Origin of the sequence: Clostridium pascui (assembly GCF_016908015.1) — a bacterium.
GTDB lineage: Bacteria > Bacillota > Clostridia > Clostridiales > Clostridiaceae > Clostridium_AK > Clostridium_AK pascui.
Map to the genome: position 1 here is coordinate 635203 of NZ_JAFBDB010000002.1, position 26883 is coordinate 662085.

Genomic DNA, 26883 nt, shown 5'->3' on the forward strand with positions numbered 1-26883 from the left:
CATAGATTTAGCAATTGTGATTAGAGATTAAAAATGCCCGTATTTTTATTTTTCCTTTTTTAAGGATTTATCTGAAGAAGCCTTATTTTTTTTTTTAGGTTCTGAGTTAGAATTATTAATTTCATTAAAATTTTTCTTAGAATTTGCATCTTTTATATTCTTACTATTAGCATTGCCATTGTTTTTGTTATCATTGGTTTCTGTTTTTATATCATTGTTTTTGTTATAGGAGTTATTAGTAGATGGTTCAGAGTTTTTTATGTTAGAATTTGAATTAGTGCTTTCTGAATTATCTTTTGTTCTATTTTCAATATTTAATTTATTAGAGTCTTTATTTGTATTTATTAAGTTAGTGTCTTTGTTATTTAATTTTTTATTGTTTTCAGAAGTTTTATTATTAATTTTTACTTCAAGTGAAATTCCATGTTCCTGAACGATAGTTTCGAAGGCAGATACATTTAAATTTTTACCTGTTACTTCTAAATTAATAGATTTACTTGCCTTATAATCTTCTGTGATAAATTTTTGATGTTCACTTTCTGTTACGATTAAGCATAGTGCATCATTAAAATTTTTATTTTTGATATTTATACTATCTAATATAACTTTACCATCAGAATTTAAGGCACTAGATTGGATAACTTTATTAAATAAATTAGTCTTTAATTGAACAGATGGGTTTATGTTGAGATTTAAAGTTGCAACTGGAGTATAATAAGCACCCAATCCACCGCCCAACACTGTAAACATAATAAGTGCAGCAACTAATGCCTTAGGTATATTTCTAATAAAGTTAGTATGACTGATAGTTTTAATATACTCCTCCCCTACATTCATGTCTTTAGTAGCAAGCACTTCTATAAATTCACCTGTAGAGGTTAAAAGCACTGCTTTATTTTTTTGAATTTCAATTATTATACCTTTAATACTATTCATTTTTATCACCTACACTTATATTAAGATAAGACTTTAGATATAAATACTCATCATTTGACATTATTAAAAAAAGTACAATTATGTATTTTCTCCATCGTTCTAATAATTTTCTGTTGCAACCAGTTAAAACAGTTATTTGCTTTATAGGAAGAGCTTTATTTTCTCTTATATATGTACTTATATCATCGCTTTTAGTGCAGCATAAGGCGATGTTTAACAGATGACTTCTTGTATCTATGTGTTTAGGAGAATGATTTATCAAATCCGTAAATGTCAGCTTAAAATTAGCAAGCTCATTTTTAAGTGCATTAATTTCATCAATTCTTTGTTCGCTTTCCTTTTGGATTTCATATTGATTAATAGAGTTTTTATAATCAATATATGTAAAAGATTCTTCATTATTATCAAATACTAGTAAAGAATTATTCTTATCTTTTCTAAAAAAATCAATTATTGAATTATTTATAAGTACTTTAGCGTAGCTATGAAAGTTTCCTTTAGTATGATTATAAGTATCTAAGGCTTTATTAAATGCAATCATTGCTATACTTAATTCATCATCATTTTCCCAATGAAGTATTCTTTTGCATATTTTATAAGTGCACCCATATATAAAATTTTTATTTTCTTCTATAAGTTTATTTTTATCTTTAACTTCAGAAGGATTTATATTATCCATAATCTCACCCCTTCTTATAAGTATATACGTTCATTATAATAAATTTTAGAGGGTTAGGTAAAACTTAAAATTTGGCAATGCTCACCCCCTTAAAAAATATATGACTTCCCGTATTGATAAGTGAAAATGATAAACAGTGAAATGTTTCAAGTACTTGAGATGTGACAATTTAAGGAGGATATTAAATTATGAAAAAATCTATAACATTATTAACAGCTTTAGCAATTGCTGCTACAATTAACACTAATACTTTTGCTGCAGGGGAGGTATCTCTAAAGGAGACTGCTGGTGTGACACCTGACAGTATTATGTATAAATTAGACTGCCTAGTTGATAGTTTTAAAATAAAATTATCCAAGAATGGGGAAGCAAAAATTAAATTATTACTAAATATTGCTCAGGAAAGACTTGGAGAAAGTCAAGTAATGGCAGAAGAAGGTAATGAAGAGTTAGCAAAAGAATCTATTGAAAAATATGAAGAGAATATGGAAGAAGCTGAAAAAGCTTTAGAAGAAATGCAAGAAGATACTGTAATAGGCGATGAATCACAAGATGATAAAGATTTAGCAGATGAAGAGAATGTTGAAGAAGCAACTGAAGAAAATACTCAGGAAAATGAACAGGTTGAAGATAATAATACAGAAGATACAGAGGTTGTAGAGAATGAAGAATTGGAAGAAATTGAAGATGAAATATTAGAGAGCCAAAAAAACTCAATTGAAGTTTTAAAAATCGTTAAAGATAAAGTTTCTGAAAATGCACAAGATGTAATTGCAAAAGTTATAGAAATGCAAACACAAAAGATGGAAGCTATGGTTGAAATAAAACAAGCAAGAGAAGAATTAAAGGAAGCTAAAAGAGACCTTAATATAGTTAAAGGGAGTCTAAACGAAGCTAATAAATCAGGAGATGATGAAGCAATAAAATTAGCTAAAGATTCTTATGAAAAAAGTCTAGCTGATTATAATAAACAAAAAGAAGAGCTGAAGGTTTTAGTACAAGCTAAAAATGCAAATAAGATGAGTGTAGGGCAGTTAAAGAAAGAAGAAAAGAAATTAGAAAAATCAGCAAGCGATGTAAACGAAACAAAAACTAATACTAAAGAAACACAAGTTAATAACAAAGAAGATAGCTCCAATGATGATATAGTTGATGAAACTAATACTACAGTTAAAACTAAAAATGTGAATAATAATCAAACTAAAATAAAAGCCGAAGTTAAAGATAAAGATGAGTCCATAAATAATAAAAGAAAAGACATTAATCCACCATCAAATAATGAAAAGGCTAAGGAAAAAACAGCAAAAGAAGCTAAATAAATAACTATAAAAATAAATAAAATTTAAATGCGAAGTACTTTCAAGATGTTAGTTTCTACTATTTAATCGCTTAAAGGATTATTAAATCCATTATTAGTGATTAAATAGTAAAGATTAGTAATTGAAAGTTATTTCGCATTTTTTCAATATACGACAATACTCTCCATAAACAAAAAAAATTTAACAATATTGTATATGGACTTGTTTAACAAATTATTAAATGTTAAACTATTAAAAGACATAAAGTAAATGATATTAATTTATTTATAAAACCTGTTCTGAATAAGATATAAATCAGGTGAAAATGGAAATAATATTACATGCAAAACTTAAAAAGGTGATGATAACATGGAAATTATATTAGCATCAGCTTCTGAAAGAAGAAAAGAACTGCTAAAAAGAATAATTAATGACTATGAAGTAATTACAAGTGATTTTGATGAATCTGAAGTTGAATTTCATGGAAATGAAGCTGAGTATGTAATGAAAATTGCGGAAGGAAAATCTTTAGCAGTAGCAAAAAAATTCTCAAACTCAAACAAGATAGTCATTGGATGTGACACAGCAGTATTTTTTGAAAACAACGTATTAGGTAAGCCTAAAAATTCTCAAGATGCTTTTGAAATGCTTAGTATGTTAAGTGGTAATATTCATAAAGTGTATTCAGGGTTAGCTATAGTTGATATATCAAAAAATATAGTGAAAAAAGACTATGTGTGTACAGAAGTAAAGTTTTCAAAGCTATCTACTGACCAGATATTAAATTACATAAAAACTGGAGAGCCTATGGATAAGGCAGGGGCGTACGGTATACAAGGTTATGGTGGAATTTTTGTTGAAAAAATTCACGGATGTTATTATAATGTTGTAGGATTACCAATAAACAAATTGTATGGAATGTTAAAAGAATATTAGTACAGAATTAAAATTAAACATGAGCTATATGATAGATATGGATTTACAAGAAATTTGTAAATTTCTGAAGGTTATACAGGGATGGGGGTAAAACTGATCTATAGGGAGTAATTAAAATGAATGATTCTTTAAAGATTATGGATTTACCTGAAAGTGAAAGACCTAGAGAAAGACTTTTTAGATATGGTCCAGAGGCGTTGTCCAATACAGAACTTTTGGCAATTATCCTTAGGACAGGAACTAAAAAGGATAATGTGTTGAACCTCTGCAGTAAGCTTATGAAGGGTTTAGGAGGATTAAATGGTCTTATAAATTCTTCAACAAATGAGCTAATGAATATCCAAGGTATAGGAAGTGCTAAGGCTTCTCAAATAGTGGCATTAAGTGAACTATCAAAGAGATTTAAGGCCTATAAGTCTGGGGAAGAGTATAAAATTACTAAACCTCAAGATGCAGCAACCATTGTAATGGAAGAAATGAGATGCTTAAAAAAAGAAATTCTGAAAGTAATAATGCTAAATACAAAAAATGTAGTAATAAGGGTTAAGGATGTTTCTATGGGAAGTTTAAATTCTTCTATTGTTCATCCTAGAGAAGTATTTAATGAAGCAATTAAAAATAGCAGTTTTTCAATAATTATATGTCATAATCATCCATCTGGTGATCCGAGTCCAAGTAATGAGGATTTAAATATTACGAAAAGACTCAATGAATGTAGCAAAATAATAGGAATAGAGCTATTAGATCACATAATAATTGGAGATGGAGTTTATATAAGTTTAAAAGAAAAAGGTATATTGTAAATTGAAAGGAGAAAATTAGATGCGTTTATTTGGAATGTCTAGGGATTTAGGTATAGATCTTGGAACAGCTAACACTCTTGTATATGTAAAGGGAAAGGGAATACAGCTCCGCGAACCATCAGTAGTTGCTATAAATACTAATACTAAGAAGGTTTTAGCTGTAGGGGATGAAGCAAAGCAAATGATAGGAAGAACTCCAGGGAATATTGTAGCCATAAGACCAATGAAAGATGGAGTTATTGCAGATTTTGACGTAACACAAGCGATGATTAAGAAATTTATTGAAAAAGTAAGTCCTAAGAGTGCTTTTACAAGTCCAAGAATAGTAATATGCTATCCATCAGGAGTAACACAGGTAGAAAAAAGATCTATTGAAGAAGCTGCAAAATCTGCAGGAGCAAGAGAAGTGCATCTTTTAGAAGAGCCAATGGCTTCAGCAATTGGAGCAGGTCTTCCAGTAAATGAGCCAACGGGAAGCATGATTGTAGACATTGGAGGAGGAACTACAGAAGTTGCTATTATATCTTTAGGAGGAATAGTTACAAGTAAATCCTTAAGAGTGGCTGGAGATGAACTTGATCAATCTATAATAGATTACGTGAAGAAGCAATATAACCTTATGGTAGGTGAAAGAACGGCTGAAAATATAAAAATAGAGTTAGGTTCTGCTTATGTATTAGAAGAAGAAATTTCAATGCAAATAAGAGGTCGTGATTTAATAACAGGACTTCCAAAGGTTATTGATATTACAAGCACTGAAGTTAGAGAAGCGTTAAGAGAGCCCATAGCAGCTATTGTTGATGCTATAAAAAGTACGCTAGAAAAAACACCACCAGAACTTGCAGCAGATATAATGGATAAGGGTATAATGCTTGCAGGTGGAGGAGCAATGCTCAGAGGACTTGACAAGCTTATATATGATGAGACACACATGCCTGTTCATACAGCTGAACTTCCTATTGATTGCGTTGCTCTTGGAGCAGGAAAAGCATTAGATACTTTAGATAAGCTTTCAGCAAGCAAGAAAAGGTAAGTATGAGATTTTTCAAAAATAAACTGACAGTAACAATAATTGTTCTGTCAGTTACATTTTTAATATTAATTGGTTACAGTGCAAAAAGAGATAAGGTATCTTTTGCTGAGAGTAGTGTAGGTGGAGCTTTAAATACTGTACAAGGAGGCTTGTACAATTCAGGCAGTGGTGTGAAGGATTTTTTAGGGTTTATTTTAAATTTTAATGTAATAAGAGAAGAGAACAATAACCTTAAAGCTAGGAATAATGAGCTAGAAAGTAAGGCGTTAGAGTATGATGCTTTAAAAAATGAAAATGAAAGGTTAAGAGAAATGCTTAACTTTAAAAATCAAAACTCCCAATACAATTATATAGGATGTGACATAATTGGTAAAAGTGGAGGAAATTTTTTAGATGAATTTACTATTAATAAAGGAAAAAATGACGGAATAGAGAGACAGATGGTAGTAGTTACCTCCCAAGGATTAGTAGGGCAAGTTACATCTGTAGGCAATAGTTGGGCTATTGTACAAACTCTTTCTAATGAAAATATTGCAGTTAGTGGAATTGTTCAAAGCACTAGAGAAAGTGTAGGAATTATAAAAGGATATAGGGATAGTGATAATACACAGTTAGCAAAAATATATTATTTACCTTTGGATTCAAAGATAAAGGAAGATGATGTGATACTTACATCAGGACTTGGCGGACTATATCCTAAAGGTATCAGAATTGGTTATGTTATAGGTGTAGAGGAAGATAAAGGAAAAGTAATGAAAAATGCAATTATTAAGCCCTATATAAATTTAAATAAGTTAGAAGAAGTTTTTGTAGTAGTTCCCAAAAATAAAATAGACAAAACATATTAAGGTGATAAAAATGAAAAAAATTTTAACTTTGGCAGGTTTGACTATTATTATGCTAATTTTAGATAATTCGGTGGTGCCCTTTTTTTCTATAAAGGGGTTTTCACCTAGTTTATTATTTACATTTATAATTAGTTATTCTATAGTAAACGGATATTCAGAAGGACTTTGGCTAGGGGCATTTGCAGGATTGTTTCAAGATATTTATTTTGCAAATATTCTTGGAGTAAATGCTTTAACTAATATGATATGTGCTGTGATATCAGGTTTTATAGGGGTGAGTATATTTAAAGAAAAAACTCTTATACCTGTACTATCAAATTTTGCTATAAGTATATTTAAAGGAATTTTGGTTTTTGTAATTCTATATGTAGTAGGAGTAGGAATGAGTTTTAGATTTGTGTTTTTTAACAGCTTATATAATTTATTTTTATCTATACCTGTATATAGATTAACTCATAAGTTATGTAGTATAGATTATATGAGGCGAAATTGGAAATTTTAAAGGAATGGTGAGCTATGAAAGAAAAAAAGAAAAAACTTAATAGATATACCGCTTTTTTTGTAGTAATGGCTGTAATTTATTCTATCATTGGAAGTAAACTTATTAGCCTACAAGTAATTAAAACAGAGGAATACAAAGAAAGAGCAAATACTAGAGCAATTACAGAAGTGCCAGATCCAGCTCCTCGTGGAAATATTGTAGATAGAAATAATATAGTGCTTGGGACTAGCCGTCAAAGTTATATGCTTGTATACAATGAAACAGATGAAAGTAAAAAGTACTTTTTTGAAACTATGGATAAGGTGTTTAAACTTCTTGATGATAATAAAGAGCAACAACAAGATGAATTTGAATTAAAGGTAAACCCTTTTAGATTTGAATTTAAAACAGATGATGTAAATGCTAGAAAAACTTTAGAAGTAAGATTTAAAAGAGATAGAGGATTGAATGAACAAGTACAAAAAGAATTATTTCCAGGTAAAAAGGAAAAGTTAACTAAAGAAGAAGAAAAGCAAATAGATGAAGAATTACTGAAGATTTCTCCTGAGGAAACCTTTAACTATTTGATAAAACAATATGATATAACTCCAAAAAGTGATTTTAAAAATCTTTTAGCCCAATACAAGATATCACCAAATGAAGCTCTAAGTGATATTATTAAAAGGTTTAATATAAAAGATGCTGCAAATTTAAAGATTAAACTAGATGAGTATAAAAACAATACTAAAGATTCAAAGGCTATTTTAGAAGGATTAATAGAACAATATGATATAGAAAAGTTTCAATATAGTCTAGAAAAACAGCGGAAATATATGATTATAAAAGATACAATTAAAATGCAGAGTTTTTCTGGCTATAAACCTGTAACTATAGGAAGTAATATAAAAAAGGAAACCGCTTTTATATTTTTGGAAAGATTAAATGATCTTCCAGGTATAGATGTGAGCACACAGCCACTAAGAACGTATCCTTATGGAGAACTTGGTTCAGCATTTTTAGGATATATATCAAAAATTAGTGGAAATACAGAAAAATACAGCGAAAAGGGATACGATGTAAGCAGTGATTATGTAGGAACTGCAGGACTTGAGTATGTATATGAGGATAGACTTAAGGGTTCTAAAGGTGGAAGAATAGTTAAACTTAATAAGCAAGGTAGAATAATAGAGGAACTAGGAAGAAGAGAACCGTATCCTGGAGAAACACTTAAACTTACTATTGATAAGCATGTACAATTAGCAGCAGAAAAATCTCTGGACCAAGTAATGGCAAATTTAAGAGCAAATCCAATAAGTTATGATGGAGCCAATTCTAGTAATGCAACCAGAGGAGCCGCTGTAGCTATCGATGTAAATACTGGTGGAGTATTGGCACTGGTAAGTAGACCAGGCTATGATCCAAACATATTCTCTACCCCAGGGAAACTTACTACAGAACTATATAATAAGTTTTTTAATCCCGATTTAGAGGCGTTTGCAAAAGATTATATAGGTAGTAGAGGACTTCCTGTAACTGTAGATGAAATATTTCCCCCAGTAGATAAATCAAGTAAGGGAAGTAAAGTTTTAAGAAAGGATCCATACGATATTTATCCGAAGCCTTTTTATAATTATGCTACTTCATCACTTACTGCGCCAGGATCTACCTTTAAACCATTGACTGCTATAGCAGGTATGGAAGAGGGCGTATTGTCGCCTAATGAGACAATATATGATGCACTAGTATATACAAAACACGGATACAATGGTAGAAGTTGGAATGCATCAACTAAAGGAAATATAAATGTAGTTGAAGCATTAGCATATTCTAATAACTACTTTTTTTATGAGGTAGGAGATAGACTTTACCAAAGGGGACTTGATACTTTAGCAGAATATGCATGGAAATTTGGACTTGGAGTAGACCCAAATTCAAAAGAAGATCCATCTACAGGTATTGAAATACCAGAGAACTACGGACAAGTATTTAATGTTCAATCTGTAAAAAATACATCTTCTATATATCATTTATGGAATTTATATGAAGATCTAAGGAAAATTAAGAAAAATAAGAGCACAGGTGAGTATGAAGGAATAGACATTGAGATAAAAAAGGGAGAAGGCAAACAGTTAACAGAGCTTAAAGAAAAAATACAAAATACCATAAGACAACAAATGAGATATAAGAATGTTAAAGACTTTTCTAAGACTATAACGGGATTGTTCAAAGAACTCATATCAGCTGATGAAAAATTAAAAAATAAAAGTTTTACAGATGGTGATATAAATATTGCAATAAGTAAGATTAATCAATCAGTAAATTCGGTAACTGAAGAAGCAACTAGACCAGGTAATGTATATAATGCATCTATAGGTCAGGGTACAAATCAATTTACGCCACTTCAATTAGCAAATTATATGGCTATGATTGCTAATGGAGGTAAGAGATATAAGCTTCATTTAGTAGATTCATTTTTAGATTCAAATAGTAAATTAATTCAAAAGGTAGAGCCAGAAGTTATAGATGAAATAAAATTAAAGCCTGAAACGTTAAAGACAGTAAAAGAGGGAATGCTTGCGGTTACGTCCTATGATGAAGGAACAGGATCTACAGTGCTTAAAAGCTTTCCTATCCAAACTGCAGGTAAAACTGGATCAGCTACATTTAACGAGCAGATACAGGATAGAATAGGTAGAACTTCATCTGGAGTATATGTTGGATTTGCGCCATATGATAATCCTCAAATTGCGATATGTGTATTAATATTTGATGGAGCTCATGGAGGTTCTGTCGCTCCGGTTGCAAAGGCTATGTATGAAGCATATTTTAAAGAAGAACTAGCTAAAATGAATTACACACCAGAGTTTAAATTTGACTAATTAATAATAGGGCATGTACATAATAATGTATGTGCCCTGCATGATTTACATGATCTATAGGGATCTATGATTTCGTTATAAATCAGCACATCTCAGCCATGGTGAGATGTTTCCATTAAAAATTTTTCAAGATTTATCGTTATGGTTAGAAGGAATTGAGAAGAATTTGTTGAAATATAAACATAAGCCCAGTTTTGGAGGTTAGCTATGATAGATGACAGCATAATTATTAAGGGAAATAGAGAAGGCTTAAATGCAGTTATTAATATGAATAAGTTCAAAGACGTTGACGAAATGCTGGACTCGCTCATTGAAAAGTTGTCTAGAGGAAAGGTATTTTATAGGGGGGCTACTCTAAAAGTAACTACTCAACTAAAACACATTAATGAAAGAGAATTAAGGAGACTTAAAGACATTCTTTTTGATGAGTTCTTGATAAAAGATTGTATATTTGAAAATTCTGAGGAAACAATAACTAAAGTATTTTCAGGTGTGAACGAAGGTAGAACTAAGTTTGTAAAAAGAACTGTAAGAAGTGGACAAGTTATAAATTACCCAGGAAATTTAGTCATAATAGGCGATGTAAATTCAGGAGCAGAAATTTATGCTTCTGGTAATGTAATAGTTCTTGGCGCATTAAGAGGCTATGTTCATGCAGGCTATGAAGGTAATTCAAAAGCAATTGTAGCAGCGTTTTATCTTCAGCCTCAAATACTACAAATTGGCGATGTAGCTACTAGGGCACCTGAAGATAATATTAAGCCTCAATATCCTGAAGTAGCAAAAGTAAGAGGAAATAGTATAATAGTAGAGCCTTACTTGCCAAACAAATTTATCTAATGGAGGGAAATATATGGGAGACGCTATTGTAATAACATCTGGTAAGGGGGGAGTAGGAAAAACTACTACTACTGCCAATATTGGAACAGCCCTTGCAGCAATGGGTAAAAAAGTAGTTGTTGTTGATGGAGATACTGGACTCAGAAATCTAGATGTTTTAATGGGACTAGAAAATAGAATTGTGTTTACGTTGATGGATGTTATTGAAGGTAACTGTAAATTAAAGCAAGCACTTATAAAAGATAAAAGATTTCCACACCTTTTCTTATTGCCTACTGCTCAAACAAAGGATAAAGATGATATTTCTAAAGAAAATATGTTAGATTTAGTGGAGACATTAAAGAAGGAATTTGACTACGTGCTGTTAGATTGCCCAGCTGGAATAGAGCAGGGGTTTGAAAATGCTATAGCAGGTGCAGATAGAGCACTTATAGTAGTAAATCCTGAAGTTACATCTATAAGGGATGCTGATAGAGTTATAGGAAAGCTGGAAGCTAAGGGAATAGAAGATCATCAGCTTATAGTGAATAGAATAAATGCTGAAATGGTTAAGAATGGGGATATGTTAGACGTAAACGATATATTAGATAGTTTAGCAATAAAACTTATAGGAATAGTTCCAGACGATAGAAATATTACTGTTTCTACAAACAGAGGTGAGCCAATAGTGCTTACTGAAGGTACAATATCAGGACAGGCCTTTAAGAACATTGCTTGCAGGGTTCTAGGAGAGAATGTTCCGTTTTTATCTTTAGAAACAGAAAATAAAGGATTTATACAATCCTTAAAAAAGTTATTTGGAATGAAATAGGGGGGATATAAATGGATTTTCTTAATTTTTTCACTCCTAAATCAGCATCCAAGAATGTAGCGAAAGAAAGACTTAAACTAATACTTATACATGATAGGGCAGATTTTTCTCCAGAATTACTAGAAAGTATAAGAGAAGATATTATGAAGGTAATTTCAAAGTATGTTGAAATAGACAGGGAAGATATGGAGATCAAAATGACATCCAGTGATGAAGAACAGAGTTCTTCTCCAGCACTAGTTGCAAGTATTCCTATAAAGAGTCTCAAAAGAAGATAATAAGGATTTAATTTAAAGCTATGTATAAATTATACATAGCTTTTTTCGATGTATATTGTTATAATTTTATAAGTAACATGCCAAGTGAATGGGGGGAGAAATGTGCTAGAAAAATTAAAAATAAATAAGAAATTATTGAGAGAATTAGATTTTAGCATAATTTTAATAGTAGCGATTATAGGATTGTTTGGAGCTTTAAATATATATAGTGCAACCAATACAAGGGCAGGGATAGCTGTATTTAAGTCTCAGCTTGTATGGCTTACCATGGGATTTGGTGTTATGTATTTTATATTAGTATTTGATTATTCTTTGATACAAGGATATGCAAATATAATATATTGGTTAGGCGTTATACTTCTTTTTCTAAATGATACTATATTTAAGTCTACAGTAAATGGGGCAGGGTCATGGATGAAAATCGGTTCTGTAACAATAGGACAGCCTTCGGAGCTGGCAAAGTTAGGGCTTATAATAATGCTTGCTAAAGAATTAGATAGTATGGAGTGTAACATAAATAATCTTAGAAACTTCTTTAAGTTATTAGGATATGCTGCTATTCCGATGATACTTATAATAATACAGCCAGATATGGGTATGACCATGGTGTGCTTCTTTATAGTTCTAGGAATATTTTTTGCTGCAGGACTTGATTCTAAAATTATAGGCGGTGGAATAGCATCAGTTGCAGTTTTAATTGCTATAGTATGGAATTCACCTATTATGCATGAATATTGGAAAGTGCGACTTACCTCCTTTTTAAATCCAGAGAAAGATGAGTTAGGATCAGGTCTTCAACTTATACAATCTCAAATAGGAATAGGGTCTGGTGGAATGCTAGGTAAAGGATTTTTAAAAGGAACTCAAATAGAGGGTGGATTTATACCGGAGTCTCATACGGATTTTATATTTTCAGTAGTAGGAGAAGAATGGGGACTTATAGGAGCTATATTTTTATTATTAATGTATGGAATACTTATATACAAGTTTATAAATATAGCCAAGACCTCAAAGGACGTGTTTGGGTCAATGGTTACTATTGGAGTGGTTTCTACATTTTTATTTTCAATAATGCAAAACATAGGTATGACTATAGGAGTTATGCCTATTACAGGAATTACATTGCCGCTTATGAGTTATGGAGGAAGTTCCATGCTGACGGCATTTATGTCTATTGCATTAGTAATAAATATTGGGATGAGAAGGAAAAAAATTAACTTCTAAATATTTGGAGGGATTTAAATGAATATAGCTTTTATAGCGCATGATAAGAAGAAAGATGACATGGTGGATTTTGTAAAAAGATACAGGGAAGTATTTGAGGATCATAACTTATTTGCAACTGGAACTACGGGTAAAAGAATAAATGTGGAATTAGATCTTGATGTAAAAAGACTTTTATCAGGTCCTCTAGGTGGAGATCAACAAATAGGAGCAATGGTAGCTGAAGGCAGGATGGATTTTGTAATGTTTTTAAGAGATCCCCTTACATCTCAACCTCATGAACCAGATGTAAATGCACTACTTAGAATATGTGATGTACACCATGTACCTCTAGCTACAAACTTAGCATCAGCAGAAGTTTTTGTTAAAGCATTGAAGGCATATATGTAGGATATTACGGCGTTTCTAATGTTGAACATATAGTATAAGATTTGTATCGTGGAAAGCGTTGAATGAACTTTCTTAGATGCAAATCCTATACGGTAGGTTCAACATTTTTTATGTAATAACTTTCCCTTCTTATAAATATATATATATCAGAGATTTTTACAAGTGTTGTAAAAATGAGTGATACTGAAGGAGGAGAAAGTATGGGAAACTATAATAATCAGTATGAGGATTATTATAAAATCTTAAGAAAAAGTTTTAATACAGGATATACAAGCTCACAAAGGAAAAGTTCAAGTGGAGTAGGAGAATATTTGCTAAAGAGGCTTCCTAGAGATTTAATTGGAGCTTTAAGTATTATATTTGTTATTATGTTTTGCAAATTAGTTGTAACTCCTCAAACCCAGGCGGTTTATAATTATTCTAAGAATTTAGTAAATGAAAACTATGATTATAAGAGTGCCTTTGTACAAGTGAAAAGCTTAAATGTAGTAAAAATAGAAGATAAGGTTACAAATTGGATTGAGGCAATCAAAAGTAAGGTTAGTGGTGAAAAAACTTTAAAAGATAAGGTAAAAGAGAACTTTACACTTCCTGTCCAGGGACAAATAACATCTCCTTATGGATATAGAATTGATCCTATAGACAAGAAAAGAGCTTTTCATGAGGGGATAGATATAGATGTAAAAGAAGGAACGGAAGTAAAATGCTCCTTTGATGGTACGGTTAAGGATTCTGGACAAGATGAAAAATTAGGCAATTATATAGTAATAGACCATGGTGATGGCATAGAAACTAAATATGGTCATTTAAAAGAAATAAAGGTTAAAAAGGGAGATGTGGTAAAAGTCGGTAGCATAATTGCTTTAAGTGGGAATACAGGAAAATCTACAGCACCTCATTTACACTTTGAATTTTTATATATGGGTGAAAATAAAGATCCGAAGGAATTTATAGCAATTTAAGAAATGGAGAATATAAGTTTGATAAAGGTCAGTAAATATTTTTTTCCTTATATAATAGTACTTATATTAATAGGGTATAGAGAGAAGATACTTATATCTTTTCTAATAGTTTTTTTGCATGAACTAGTACATTACAAAACTGCTAAAATACTTGGATTTAATGGTTTTGATATACAAATAATGCCTGTGGGTACTGCACTTGAATTAATAGATATAGATGAAGCATCACCAAAAGAAGATTTAATAATTTCTTTGTCTGCTCCATTTATGAATTTAATTTGTGCAGTACTTTTTTATATGCTGTATCATAAATATAAATTTAACATTTTAAATGAGCTGTACCAGTGTAATTTTACCATAGGTTTTATAAATATGATTCCTGCATTCCCATTAGATGGTGGAAGGGCATTAAGAAATATTATAAATATAAAGTTTATATATAAAAAAGCAAATAATATAACTATTTATACAAGTATTATTGTAGGAATTTTACTTATGACATATTATCTTTTTTTGTTTTTGGGTGGAACACTCAATATAAGTATAGGAGTTATAAGTATATTTATAATAGCTTCAGCCTTGAAGGAAAGGGAAAGGATATGTTATGTTATTATGAAAGATATAATAAAAAAGAAGATTAAATTTTTGAAAAGAGGGTATATAGAAAATAGGGGAATATCTGTACACTATAAAAAAGATTTACTTTTTATATTAAGCTTGGTGGAAAAAAATAAATACAATATGTTTTTAATATTAAATGATGACATGAAGCTTATAAAAACTATATATGAAGAAGAAACGATTGAGGCCTTAAAAGTTTATGGAAATATAAGCATAGAAGAGTATATAAACATAAAGGAATAATTAATAAAATAAATTTCAATTTACAACTAGATGTGCTAGAATATAAAATTGAGTACGTAAGAGGAGGTAATTAGATGAATTTTATTTCAGACGATATTTTATTTAAAGTAGAAAAACCAGCTAGATATATAGGCGAGGAGCTAAATTCATATAAAAAGGACAAAAGTAAGGTAGATATAAGATATGCATTTTGCTTCCCAGATGTTTATGAGGTTGGAATGTCTCATTTAGGTACAAAGATATTATATTACTTGTTAAATGAAAGGGAAGATACCTTTTGTGAAAGAGTTTTTGCACCATGGCCAGATATGGAAGAACAATTAAGGAAAAATAACATACCATTATACGCACTAGAAAGCAAAGATTCACTAAAGAATTTTGATATTTTAGGTTTTACACTGCAATATGAAATGAGTTACACTAATATATTAAATATGTTAGATATGGCAGGAATCCCTGTAAGAGCTTCACAAAGAGGAGAAGAGGATCCGATCGTAATGTTTGGAGGACCATGTGCATATAATCCTGAGCCTCTCTATGATATAGCAGATTGCTTTGTGCTGGGTGAAGGTGAGGAAATTACAAATGAATTATTAGATGTATATAAGGAATTTAAGGGAAAGTCAAAGAAGGAATATTTGAAGGCAATATCAAAGATTCAAGGTATATACGTTCCGTCATTATATGAAGTATCTTATAACGAAGATGGAACTATACGGGAATTTAAGCCTACAGAAGAAGGCGTACCTAAAACAGTTAAAAAAAGAATAATAAAAAATCTAGATGATGTAGCTTATCCGGATAAATTAATAGTTCCTTATGCCGAAATAGTACATGACAGAATTACACTTGAAACTTTTAGAGGGTGTACACGTGGATGTAGATTTTGTCAAGCGGGGATGATTTATAGACCATTAAGAGAAAAGAAAACAGATACACTAATGGAACTTGCTGATAAGCTTATAAGAAATACAGGTTATGAAGAAATTTCACTTACTTCATTAAGTATATGCGATTATTCAGATATTGGAAATTTAATTAATTCTTTAATGGAGAAGTATAAGAATGAGAAGATAGGAGTATCACTTCCGTCTATTAGAATAGATTCTTTTTTTGTAGAACTTATAAATGAAATTCAAAAGGTTAGAAAAACAGGGCTTACCTTTGCTCCAGAAGCTGGAAGTCAGAGAATGAGAGATGTTATAAATAAGGGAGTTACAGAGGAAGATTTAATAAGATCTGTAAGCAGTGCTTTTAATTCAGGATGGTCTACAATTAAGCTTTACTTTATGTTAGGACTTCCATATGAAACTCTTGAGGATGCTAAGGGTATAGCAGACCTTACTGAAAAGGTTGTAGATGAATATTATAAGATTCCTAAGGATAAGAGAAAAAAGGGGTTAAAAGTTACAGCAAGTGCTGCTATTTTTGTTCCAAAGCCTTTTACTCCGTTCCAATGGGTAGCACAAGCATCACAGGAAGAAGTTATGGAAAAAGTTTATGCAGTTAAGGATAATATTAAGAGCAGAGCTATAAGTTTTAACTATCACGCCTCTAAAGTTAGCTTTTTAGAAGCTATTTTTGCAAGAGGGGACAGAAAGCTTTGTGATGTATTAGTAGAAGCCTTTGAAAATGGAGCAAAGTTTGATGGATGGTCAGAGCATTTTAAATATGATATTTGGATGAATGCTCTTGAAAAATGCAATGTATCCGGGGATTTTTATGCTTATAGAAATAGGAGTTATGATGAAATATTACCTTGGGACTTTATTGATATAGGAGTTAATAAAAAATTCTTAATAGATGAAAATGAAAGAGCAAAGAGAGCAGAGGTGCTTCCGGATTGTCGTCTTGGATGTACTAACTGTGGAGTAAATGTAAATCTTGAAGGGAAGTGTTTTGAAGGTGCGTTATTTAATAAAGTTCAGTAAGGAAAGCAATATAAAATTTATATCTCATTTAGATTTAATGAGAACTATACAAAAAATAATAAAAAGGGCAGCACTTCCAATAGAGTATTCAAAGGGATTTAATCCACATATGACAATTTCTATAGCCCAGCCTTTATCTGTTGGAGTATATTCTTCAGGAGAATATATGGATGTAGTATTAAAAGAAGAACTAGATGAAAATGAGATAAAGGAAAGATTAAGTAGCAATGTTCCTTCAGGAGTAAAAATACTTGAAGTTGTAAAGGTTACTAGCTTAAGTGATAAAAAGGTACCTCAATCTATGGCAGCTATTGAAGCAGCTAAATATGAAGTAGCTATAAAGTATACTAATTCTTCCATTTTAGGAGAGGAATTAAAAAAACTTCCGAGATTAAGTGAATGGAATGTCATTAAAAAAAGTAAAAATGGAGAAAAGGAAGTAAATATAAAACCTTTAATCAAAGAATTTAAATATAAATTAGAAGATAATATATTAAGATTACAAGTGTTATTAAGTGCAGGAAGTAGTCAGAATTTATCTGCTGATCTACTCGGAAAGTTTATAAAAGAAAATACTACAGGGGTTAATGAGGAAGCATTTGTTGATATTCAAAGAAAAGATATGTACGGACTTAAAAATAATAAATATATACCTCTAATTGAGTTACTTTCTAATTATTAAAGGGTGTGAGATAGTTTGAAGGAAATCTTTATTGAACGCAGTGATAAGTTATTAAGAATTGCTGTAAAGAAAAATAATAAGTTAAAAGAATGTTTTATCGAAGAAGAAAACATGGAGCCTTCCCCAGGAGAAATTTATAAGGGTGTCGTGAAGAATATTGTACCTGGTATAAAATGTGCATTTATAGATGTAGGATTTAAAGAAAACTGTTATATGTATATGGATAGAAAGTTTAAAAATACTAATCTTAAAAAGGGAGATGAGGTATTAGTACAGGTAGTAAAAGAGAAAGTAGGCAAAAAGGGACCTAAAGTTACTAGTGCTATATCTATTCCAGGCAGATTTTGTGTTTTAAATACCTTAGACAATGAAATGGTGTTTTCTCAAAAAATTAACGATGAAAATGTGAAAAGTAATATAAGAGATAACATAATCAAGCCAGAAGATGTAGGAGTTTTAATAAGAACAAAGGCTTCAAATGTAGATATTAATATTATAAATGAAGAAATAAGAGAACTCTATGATACATATAAGAATATAAAAAGTAAACTTGCCTTTTCAAGCAAGATGGGCATTGTGTATAAGACTGGCGGAGTATTTGGAAGAATAATAAGGGATAAGCTTGACTTAGAAACAACTAAAATATATATAAATAGTGAGGAAGATTATAAGGAAATATCTGATTATTTGATAAAAAATACTGATAATAATACTCACTTAGAATTCCATGACAATGAAAGAGAGTTATTTGATTACTATGGGATAGAAAAGGATATATTAAAGCTTAGAAATCATAAGGTTCAACTAAATTGTGGTGGATATATAATAATTGAAAAAACTGAAGCTATGTATGTAGTAGATGTTAATTCGGGAAAAAACATAGGAAATGGATCACTTAAGAAAACTGCATTCATTACCAATCTTCAAGCGGCAGAGGAAATTGCCCATCAAATAAGACTTAGAAATTTAAGTGGGATTATACTTATAGACTTTATCGATATGGAAGATAGAGAGAATAAAGATAAAGTATATGAAAAACTTTTAAAGGGATTTGAAGATGACAAAAGCAAAACTGTAGTATATCCTTTTACAGAATTAAACCTAGTGCAAATTGCTAGAAGAAGAATGGGAAAATCTATATATGAATATATAGAAGAGGAGTGCTCTTCATGTCATGGTAAGGGAATGAGATTAAAACTTTCTTATATAGAACTTTTAATAAAAAATGAAATAGAAAAAATAGCTAATCACAAAGAAATAAAAAATATATACATCGAAGTAAATGAAATATATAAAAATGATATAAAGAACGATATATTAGAATTTATAAAAGACATAGATGCATTAGATAAATGTATATATTTAAATTATATTTCAGGGGAAGAATTTTTTAGTGTGGAACCATTGTTATTTATCAATCAAATGGAAAACTTAAAATTATACAAAGTATATGGATAAATAACTTTACAATCACCATTATTTATGATAAAATGGCTTTTGTAGACCGCTCAGAAAAGGTAGAAACCACAAGAAATTTCTGTGTACCTTAATTGGCGAGACTGGTTTGAGGAGGTGTTTTGAATGTACGCAGTTATAGTTACTGGAGGAAAGCAATACAAAGTTGCTGAAGGAGACGTAATATACGTTGAAAAGTTAAATGCAGAAGCAGAAGCTAATGTAGAAATTACAGAAGTTCTTGCTGTAAGCAAAGAAAATGGTGAATTTGTTATTGGAAAGCCTGTAGTTGAAGGAGCAAAAGTTACTGCTAAGGTTGTAAAGCAGGGCAAAGCTAAAAAAATACTTGTTTTCAAGTATAAGAGAAAGAAAGACTACAGAAAGAGACAAGGACATAGACAGCCATACACAATGTTACAGATAGAAAAGATTAATGCTTAATTATGATTAGCATTATTTTTCAAAGAAAAGAAGAAAAAATAGTTTCTTTTAACATAAGTGGGCATGCAGAGTCTGTAGACGAAGGATACGACCTTGTTTGCTGTGCAGTCTCAGCTATTTCTATTACGATTGCTAATGGAATTACTGAAATATTGAACATAGATGCTCCTACTAAAGTAAAGGATGGTTTTCTAAGCTTATGCTTAGAAGGTATTTCTAAATCTAAAGTGGAAGAGTGTCAGGTGCTTTTAGAAACTATGCTTTTAGGATTAAAAAATGTAGAATATAGCTACGGTGATTATATAAATATCATAGTAGAGGAGGTGTAACTCATGATACTAATGAACCTTCAGTTATTTGCTCATAAAAAAGGGGTAGGTAGCTCAAGAAATGGTAGAGATAGTGAATCTAAAAGACTTGGAGTAAAGTCTGCTGATGGACAGTTCGTTTTAGCTGGAAACATATTAGTTAGACAAAGAGGTACTAAGATACATCCAGGTAACAACGTAGGTAGAGGATCAGATGATACTTTATTTGCTAAAATAGATGGTATAGTTAAGTTTGAAAGATTAGGAAGAGACAAAAAGAAGGCTTCTGTTTACCCAGTAGATGTAGAAGAAGTTGTTGTAGCTGAATAATTTAAAGCACCCTTAATATTTTAGGGGTGCTTTTTTTAAGTGAATTAATATTATCAGCATTAGCCTAACAGAATATTTGGATAGAATTTTATCAAATTGCTAATAATTATATTATTAATGATATAATTATAATTAGTTTTACATAGGAGAGATGAATGTATGTTTATAGATAAAACCAAAATTTTTGTAAAATCTGGAGACGGCGGAAATGGGGCTGTTTCTTTTAGACGTGAAAAATATATTCCTTTGGGAGGACCAGATGGAGGAGATGGAGGAGATGGTGGAGACGTAATTTTAGTAGCTGACCCTAATATGACCACTCTTTTAGATTTTACATATAAAAGAAAGTATAAAGCTGAAGCAGGGCAAAGCGGATCAGGTTCTAAATGTTATGGAAAAGATGGAGAAGACTTATATATAAAAGTTCCAATGGGGACTGTTATAAAAGAAGCAGAAAGTGGCAAAGTAATGGCTGACTTGTCTCATGCAAATGATAAGTTTGTAGTAGCTAAAGGTGGTAAAGGGGGTAAGGGTAATGTTAAATTTTGTACCCCTACTAGACAGGCGCCTAATTTTGCAGAGCCAGGTATGCCAGGAGAAGAATTCAATATAGTATTAGAGCTTAAGCTACTTGCTGATGTAGGACTACTTGGCTTTCCTAATGTAGGTAAGTCAACTATGCTGTCCATGGTTTCAAATGCTAGGCCTAAAATAGCTAATTATCATTTTACAACCTTAAGTCCAAATTTAGGAGTTGTAGGATTACCAGGTATAGAGCCTTTTGTTATAGCAGATATTCCAGGTATTATTGAAGGAGCTGCTGAAGGTGTAGGACTTGGACTAGACTTCTTAAGACATATAGAAAGAACTAGACTTTTGATACATGTAGTAGATATTTCTGGAATAGAGGGAAGAGACCCTTATGAGGATTTTTTAAAGATAAATGAAGAATTAAAAAGATATAGTGTAAAGCTTTGGGATAGACCACAAATAGTGGCTGCCAATAAGATAGATATATTACAAGACGAAAGTAAATTTGAAGAATTTAAAGAAAAGGTAGAAAAGCTTGGATATAAAAATATATTTAAAATTTCAGCAGCTACAAGACAAGGTATTGATGAGTTAATGAAAGAAGCAGCAAGAATACTTTCAACAATACCTGTAGTTGATCTTGAAATAAAAGAAACAGATAAATTTGTACCTGAAGAAAAGAAATTTACTTATAATATAAGGCAAGAAGAAGATACATTTATACTAGAAGGAAGCTTTGTAGATAGATTACTTGCTAGTGTAAATGTGAATGATCCAGACGGCCTTAGATATTTCCATACTGTACTCAAGAACAAGGGCATAATAGATGAATTAGTACAAATGGGAATTGAAGATGGCGATATTGTAAGATTAAATCATTTTGAATTTGAATTTATATTGTAATTTTAGTATTGGAGGGGTAAGTATGATTACTAGTAAACAAAGAAGTTATTTAAGAGCTATTGCTCATGATATGCAACCTATATTCCAGATTGGAAAGGGTGGTATAGAAGAGAGCATGTTAAGACAAATAGATGAAGCATTAGAAGCAAGAGAGCTTATAAAGATAAAGGTATTAAACAATAGTGGTTTAGAGGCAAGAGAAGCATCAGATATAATATGCGAAGAGTTAAATTGTGAAGGAATTCAGGCAATTGGAAGCAAAATGGTTTTATATAGAAGATCAGTTAAAAAACCAAAAATTGAATTACCGTAAGTGAGTTTAGGGGGGAGAAAAGTATGAAGAAACTAGCTATATTTGGAGGTACATTTGATCCTATTCATAACGGGCACCTCCATATAGCCTATGAGGCTCTATATAAACTTAATCTAGATGAAATAATATTTGTGCCAGCTGGCATTCCCCCTCATAAAACTAAAAGAAAACTTGCGAGTTCAGTTTTTAGATATGAAATGGTAAAAGTGGCTACGAGAAATGAAAAAAGGTTTAGTGTAAGTGATTATGAAATAAATAAAAAAGATATAAGTTATACTTTTGAAACTCTTAAGCATTTTACAACTAAATATCCTAATGTATCTTGGTACTTTATTACAGGTGCTGATGGATTAATGGATATAGAAAATTGGAAAAATGTAAAAGAAATATTTAAGCTCTGCAATTTAGTGGTATTTAATAGACCAGGAAATAATAAATATGATATAATCTTTCAAAAGAGAAAATTAGAAGAAAAATATAAAGGAAATATAATTTTTTTAGATATACCTTTATTAGATATTTCATCTACAAATATAAGAAAATTAGTTTCAGAGGGAAGAAATATAAGTTATTTTGTTCCAGAAAGTGTATACAATACTATAAAAGAATTAAAGTTATATGATTAATTTTATGGGAGTGATAGGGATGTGGAGCGAAGAAAAAATGGAGCAGTACTTAAAAGGAAATTTAGACTCCAAAAGATATGCCCACAGTGTAAGTGTTAGAGATACAGCTGTAAAAATGGCAGAACAGTTCAATGAAGATATAAGTAAAGCAAGAATAGCTGGACTTCTTCATGATTGTGCTAAAAATTTAAGAGGTTATGAACTTATAAATACTGCTAAAAAATATGGATATAATGTATCAGAAATATATCAAAAAAGTCCTCAGCTTCTACATGGTCTCGTTGGAGCTATAATCTCAAAAGAAATTATGGGTGTAAAAGATAAAGAGATTTTTAATGCTATAGCTTATCATACTACGGGAAGAAGAAATATGACTATGCTAGAAAAAATGATATATTTAGCAGATTACATAGAGCCTTTAAGAAAATATCCTGGGGTAAGTGAGATAAGAGAGTTAACTTATAATGATATTAATAAAGCTGTGTTACGTTCTTTCGATAATACAATAAAATATGTAATAGATAGAGGGCAAATGATCCATCCAAATACCATAGAAGGAAGAAACTACTTAATTAAAATATTGGAGGATTAAAATGGAAGAAAAGAATAAAACTAAAAAAAATACAAAAAGAAGAAAAAAGAGATCTCGTAAAGGACCTGTACTTCTTATAGTTTTCTTTTTAATACTTGCTGCAGTTGGAGGATTCTATGTATATCTTTTAAATTTTAGCAGTAATTCATCTAAACTTCCAAGTCCTAACATCAGTAAACAAGTTGAAAAAGATGAGCCAGTTAATATTTTAGTTATGGGAGTTGACATAGGAAATCCTAAAAATTCTGCAGAACCTAAGAGAACAGATACTATAATTTTGCTTCATTATAATCCAGTAAATCAAAGGGCGGAAATAATTTCGATTCCTCGTGATACTTTGATACAGATTAATGGGAAAAATCAAAAAATAAATGCTGCTCATGCTTTTGGTGGAGTAAATTTGTTAGTTGAAGAAGTAGAAGAATTGCTTAGCATAGATGTAAATTATTATGCTAAGGTAGATTATGATGGATTTAGAAATGTAATAGATAGTATTGGTGGAGTTGATGTAACAATACCTAATAATATGTATTATGATGATGCTTCGCAAAACCTACACATCAACTTTAAAAAAGGTGAAAATGTGCATTTAGATGGTAAAAAGGCAGAAGAATTTTTTAGATGGAGACAGAACAATGATGGTACAGGCTTGGCGAATGGAGATATTGGAAGAATAGACAATCAGCATATGCTTATGGAAAAAATAATAGATAAGTTTAAAAGCCCTGCAATACTTCTAAGAATACCAAGTTTAATGTCAGCCCTCCCAAAGTATGTTGAAACAAACATGAATCCAGATGAAATTATTAAATACGCCTATAATTTTGGATATAAAGTAGATAAATCTAATATGAAAATGGCTACACTTCAAGGCGAAGGTGAATATATAAATGGAGTATCTTATTATATATTCAAAAAAAGTTTAAATAAACAAATACTTACAGTTTTACATGAAGAAAGTAATGTAGAAACTTTTGATAAAAGTAGTTTTAAAATTGATATATTAAATGGAACAAATAGAAATGGATTAGCAGCTAGAGTATCTTCTAAGCTTCAACAAAAAGGATATGTAAATATCAAAACGGCAAATGGCAATAAAAGTACTAAATCTAAATTAGTAGTTAATGGATTAAGTAAAGAAGTAGAGCAGATACTAAAAAGAGATTTTAATATAGAAAATATTGAATATGATGAAGATGGGGAAAATAATTATATCAAAGCTATATTAGGAGATGATTTTAAAGAATAGTCATAGCCAAAGGAGAAATAATAATGAGCAATAAATTAACTTTTAAAATAAGGGAACATGAAGGCTCAAAAATAAAGGATTACTTGAAATCAGTAGAACTTTTATCTAGTAGATTAATTAGAGGAGCAGCAAAAGAAGGACGAATTAAGGTTAATGGTAAAAGGGTAAATTTAAGATATATTTTACAGGCAGATGATGTGGTTGAAGTTGATATAAATAAAGAAGAAAGCCAAGACATAGATCCAGAGGATATGAATTTAAAAGTTATATATGAGGATGATGATATAATTGCTGTAGATAAGCCATCAGGGATAGTTGTGCATCCTACCAAAAGTCATCTTTCAGGAACTTTAGCTAATGGAATATTATATTACTTTAAGGCAAAGGGAGAAAATTGTATAGTAAGATTGGTGAGTAGACTAGACATGGATACATCTGGAGTTATAATAATAGCTAAAAACCAATTTTCACATGCAGCTTTGTCTAGGGAAATGCAAGAAAATACTTTTAAAAAGGAATACATAGCTTTAGTTCATGGCGTAATGGATAAAAGTGAAGGCACAATAGATTTACCTATATATAGAGTAGGGGAAGGAACAATAAAAAGAGTAATAGATGAAAGAGGCCAAAGAAGCATAACACATTACGAGGTTTTAGAAACTTTTAAAAATGCTACTTTAGTTAAACTTTTGTTGGAAACTGGAAGAACTCATCAAATAAGAGTTCATTTAAGCTATTTAGGATTTCCTCTTTTTGGGGATAAGATATATGGTGAAGAAAATAATGACGAAGAGTATATTAATAGGCAAGCGCTTCATGCATACAAAGTAGGATTTCCACATCCAAAAGATAAACATATCGTAAATTTAGAAAGCCCTTTACCTGAAGATATGAAAAGCTTAATAGAAAAATTAAAGGCTTTGGGTTAATATCTACCCCTTAGCCTTTTTTTGCGTCTATTTTGCTTAATTTTTTCAATTATTAAGAGTAAAATTAATAACAGGAAAGTAAAGAATGCTATATATTTAATTATAGGAAGCTTTTCTGGAGAAGTAGCAGTATTCAAAAATTTTTTAGGTTCATAGTCCTGTCCAGCTAAAAGCTTCAGTGAGCCTAGGGATTTATTATTTAGAGTTATAGTTCCTTCTGATAAAATATCGCCCCTTTTAAATGCATTATCAAAAATAGTGGTATCTTTATTATTTAAGCTTATAGCAGGTACAGAAGATGAATCTTTTTCTTTTACATAATAAAAATCCTTCTCTGCTAATAATGGAATAGATAAGTTATCCTTTTCATAATTTGTTACAATCTCGCCTTGAGAATAAAGTTTCGCAACCTCAAAATTATTAAAACCATAATCAAATAAATTAGATGCATCTGTAAAATAAGTTTTATTTTTGTCGTGAATAAGTGCGAGTATAAGCTTTTGCCCATTCCTTTCAGCAGTAGCTACATAAGAATGCTCAGATTGAATAGTATATCCTGTTTTACCACCTTGGCAATCTTTATAATAATATTCAGAGCTTTTTTGAATAAGTCTATTTCCATTCCATAAAGGTCGTTCTTTGTTCATTTTATTTGTAGGTGCAATTTTATAGGATGAAGTTGTAGAAATTTGGGTGTATTCAGGATGCTTAACTAGTTCTCTCATTATTAGCGCTAAGTCCTTTGCAGATGTCTTATGATTAGCATCATACAATCCATTTGTATTCACAAAGTTAGTGCTTGTTGTACCAAGTTCTAATGCGCGTTTATTCATCAACTTCACAAAATCTTCCTTAGATCCTGATATATGTTCAGCTAAGGCATCAGCAACATCGTTTGCTGATGCAAGTAGAAGAGCATATAATAGATCCTTTACTTTAAACTGCTCTCCTTCTGATATGTATATTTTGCTTCCATCCGCAAAAGGAGGCTTCGCTCCAACAGTTACTACATCTTCTAAATCACAATTTTCAAGAGTAAGTAAAGCTGTCATTATTTTAGTAGTAGAAGCTGGGGGATATGGTGTAGTCATATTTTTACTATAGATTATTTCTCCAGTGGAAGCATCTATTAATATAGCACCATCTGCAGACACCTGTGGCGGATTAACAGCAGCAGAAACAGTATTATTTAAAAGTAATGTTAGCAATATGATAACGTTTAAGAAAAATTTGCATATTTTTTTCATTTCATCTCCTCCAATTATTATAAAAATAATTATAACAAAAAAATTATTTTTATGCGATATTAATTATTGAAAATTGACAATAAT

General features: G+C 30.6%; 29 protein-coding genes. 26 read left to right on the top strand and 3 right to left on the bottom strand.

What is annotated here, in order from left to right; translation table 11 throughout:
* Positions 1-45: 45 nt before the first annotated feature.
* Positions 46-936 (bottom strand): anti-sigma factor domain-containing protein, encoded by an 891-nt coding sequence (locus JOC70_RS08115; protein WP_204598367.1) that lies wholly within the window; start codon positions 934-936, stop codon positions 46-48.
* On the bottom strand, positions 929-1615 hold the full coding sequence (gene sigI, locus JOC70_RS08120) for an RNA polymerase sigma-I factor (protein WP_204598368.1): 687 nt from the start codon (positions 1613-1615) through the stop codon (positions 929-931). Before sigI ends, JOC70_RS08115 begins: the two co-directional genes overlap by 8 nt.
* A 188-nt stretch (positions 1616-1803) precedes the next feature.
* Between sigI and JOC70_RS08125 the strand changes: the two genes are divergently transcribed.
* The 26 genes from JOC70_RS08125 (at position 1804) to JOC70_RS08250 (ending at position 25552) form a co-directional block, all read left to right on the top strand.
* Positions 1804-2934 (top strand): DUF5667 domain-containing protein, encoded by a 1131-nt coding sequence (locus JOC70_RS08125; RefSeq protein WP_204598369.1) that lies wholly within the window; start codon positions 1804-1806, stop codon positions 2932-2934.
* A gap of 348 nt (positions 2935-3282) precedes the next feature.
* On the top strand, positions 3283-3849 hold the full coding sequence (locus JOC70_RS08130) for a Maf-like protein (protein WP_204598370.1): 567 nt from the start codon (positions 3283-3285) through the stop codon (positions 3847-3849).
* Between the two features lie 116 nt (positions 3850-3965).
* The gene (gene radC, locus JOC70_RS08135) at positions 3966-4652 is read left to right on the top strand and encodes a RadC family protein (protein WP_204598371.1); all 687 of its coding nucleotides are present in this window, start codon (positions 3966-3968) and stop codon (positions 4650-4652) included.
* A gap of 19 nt (positions 4653-4671) precedes the next feature.
* Positions 4672-5685: a rod shape-determining protein gene (locus tag JOC70_RS08140; protein WP_035308344.1), complete on the top strand. Its 1014-nt coding sequence runs from the start codon at positions 4672-4674 to the stop codon at positions 5683-5685.
* A gap of 2 nt (positions 5686-5687) precedes the next feature.
* Positions 5688-6533 carry a rod shape-determining protein MreC gene (gene mreC, locus JOC70_RS08145; RefSeq protein WP_204598372.1) on the top strand — a complete coding sequence of 282 codons (846 nt, stop codon included), beginning with the start codon at positions 5688-5690 and terminating at the stop codon, positions 6531-6533.
* A gap of 10 nt (positions 6534-6543) precedes the next feature.
* Positions 6544-7035: a rod shape-determining protein MreD gene (gene mreD, locus JOC70_RS08150; RefSeq protein ID WP_204598373.1), complete on the top strand. Its 492-nt coding sequence runs from the start codon at positions 6544-6546 to the stop codon at positions 7033-7035.
* 14 nt (positions 7036-7049) lie between these two features.
* On the top strand, positions 7050-9893 hold the full coding sequence (locus JOC70_RS08155) for a penicillin-binding transpeptidase domain-containing protein (RefSeq protein WP_204598374.1): 2844 nt from the start codon (positions 7050-7052) through the stop codon (positions 9891-9893).
* A gap of 207 nt (positions 9894-10100) precedes the next feature.
* Positions 10101-10733, top strand: a complete 633-nt coding sequence (minC, locus tag JOC70_RS08160; RefSeq protein WP_204598375.1) for a septum site-determining protein MinC — start codon at positions 10101-10103, stop codon at positions 10731-10733.
* A 13-nt stretch (positions 10734-10746) separates the two neighbouring features.
* Entirely contained in the window at positions 10747-11544 is a 798-nt protein-coding gene (gene minD, locus JOC70_RS08165; protein WP_204598376.1) for a septum site-determining protein MinD, read from the top strand.
* A gap of 11 nt (positions 11545-11555) precedes the next feature.
* Entirely contained in the window at positions 11556-11822 is a 267-nt protein-coding gene (gene minE / locus JOC70_RS08170; protein WP_204598377.1) for a cell division topological specificity factor MinE, read from the top strand.
* A gap of 102 nt (positions 11823-11924) precedes the next feature.
* Positions 11925-13046: a rod shape-determining protein RodA gene (gene rodA / locus JOC70_RS08175; protein ID WP_204598378.1), complete on the top strand. Its 1122-nt coding sequence runs from the start codon at positions 11925-11927 to the stop codon at positions 13044-13046.
* A gap of 18 nt (positions 13047-13064) precedes the next feature.
* On the top strand, positions 13065-13436 hold the full coding sequence (locus JOC70_RS08180; protein ID WP_204598379.1) for a methylglyoxal synthase: 372 nt from the start codon (positions 13065-13067) through the stop codon (positions 13434-13436).
* Between the two features lie 200 nt (positions 13437-13636).
* Complete coding sequence (locus JOC70_RS08185; protein ID WP_204598380.1) at positions 13637-14398, top strand: M23 family metallopeptidase; 762 nt, start codon at positions 13637-13639, stop codon at positions 14396-14398.
* 18 nt (positions 14399-14416) lie between these two features.
* Positions 14417-15262 carry a M50 family metallopeptidase gene (locus JOC70_RS08190; protein WP_204598381.1) on the top strand — a complete coding sequence of 282 codons (846 nt, stop codon included), beginning with the start codon at positions 14417-14419 and terminating at the stop codon, positions 15260-15262.
* Between the two features lie 74 nt (positions 15263-15336).
* Positions 15337-17193, top strand: a complete 1857-nt coding sequence (locus JOC70_RS08195; RefSeq protein ID WP_204598382.1) for a TIGR03960 family B12-binding radical SAM protein — start codon at positions 15337-15339, stop codon at positions 17191-17193.
* A complete protein-coding gene (locus tag JOC70_RS08200; RefSeq protein ID WP_204598383.1) occupies positions 17162-17875 on the top strand; it encodes a TIGR03936 family radical SAM-associated protein in 714 nt (237 codons plus the stop codon). The genes JOC70_RS08195 and JOC70_RS08200 overlap by 32 nt, the downstream gene beginning before the upstream one ends.
* Before the next feature lie 15 nt (positions 17876-17890).
* On the top strand, positions 17891-19333 hold the full coding sequence (locus tag JOC70_RS08205) for an Rne/Rng family ribonuclease (protein ID WP_204598384.1): 1443 nt from the start codon (positions 17891-17893) through the stop codon (positions 19331-19333).
* A 123-nt stretch (positions 19334-19456) separates the two neighbouring features.
* Positions 19457-19771, top strand: a complete 315-nt coding sequence (gene rplU / locus JOC70_RS08210; protein ID WP_035308372.1) for a 50S ribosomal protein L21 — start codon at positions 19457-19459, stop codon at positions 19769-19771.
* Positions 19772-19773: 2 nt separating this feature from the next.
* Complete coding sequence (locus JOC70_RS08215) at positions 19774-20100, top strand: ribosomal-processing cysteine protease Prp (RefSeq protein ID WP_204598385.1); 327 nt, start codon at positions 19774-19776, stop codon at positions 20098-20100.
* A 3-nt stretch (positions 20101-20103) separates the two neighbouring features.
* Positions 20104-20409: a 50S ribosomal protein L27 gene (gene rpmA / locus JOC70_RS08220; RefSeq protein ID WP_035308377.1), complete on the top strand. Its 306-nt coding sequence runs from the start codon at positions 20104-20106 to the stop codon at positions 20407-20409.
* Positions 20410-20568: 159 nt separating this feature from the next.
* Positions 20569-21843 (top strand): GTPase ObgE, encoded by a 1275-nt coding sequence (gene obgE / locus JOC70_RS08225; protein WP_204598386.1) that lies wholly within the window; start codon positions 20569-20571, stop codon positions 21841-21843.
* A 22-nt stretch (positions 21844-21865) separates the two neighbouring features.
* Positions 21866-22156 (top strand): ribosome assembly RNA-binding protein YhbY, encoded by a 291-nt coding sequence (yhbY, locus tag JOC70_RS08230; protein ID WP_204598387.1) that lies wholly within the window; start codon positions 21866-21868, stop codon positions 22154-22156.
* 23 nt (positions 22157-22179) lie between these two features.
* Entirely contained in the window at positions 22180-22782 is a 603-nt protein-coding gene (nadD, locus tag JOC70_RS08235) for a nicotinate-nucleotide adenylyltransferase (protein ID WP_204598388.1), read from the top strand.
* Between the two features lie 19 nt (positions 22783-22801).
* Positions 22802-23374, top strand: a complete 573-nt coding sequence (yqeK, locus tag JOC70_RS08240; protein ID WP_204598389.1) for a bis(5'-nucleosyl)-tetraphosphatase (symmetrical) YqeK — start codon at positions 22802-22804, stop codon at positions 23372-23374.
* Between the two features lies 1 nt (position 23375).
* Complete coding sequence (locus tag JOC70_RS08245; RefSeq protein WP_204598390.1) at positions 23376-24623, top strand: LCP family protein; 1248 nt, start codon at positions 23376-23378, stop codon at positions 24621-24623.
* Between the two features lie 23 nt (positions 24624-24646).
* The gene (locus tag JOC70_RS08250) at positions 24647-25552 is read left to right on the top strand and encodes an RluA family pseudouridine synthase (RefSeq protein WP_204598391.1); all 906 of its coding nucleotides are present in this window, start codon (positions 24647-24649) and stop codon (positions 25550-25552) included.
* On the opposite strand, the gene JOC70_RS08255 is transcribed toward JOC70_RS08250, so the two are convergent.
* The gene (locus JOC70_RS08255) at positions 25549-26799 is read right to left on the bottom strand and encodes a D-alanyl-D-alanine carboxypeptidase family protein (protein ID WP_204598392.1); all 1251 of its coding nucleotides are present in this window, start codon (positions 26797-26799) and stop codon (positions 25549-25551) included. The genes JOC70_RS08250 and JOC70_RS08255 overlap by 4 nt on opposite strands.
* Between the last annotated feature and the right edge of the window lie 84 nt (positions 26800-26883).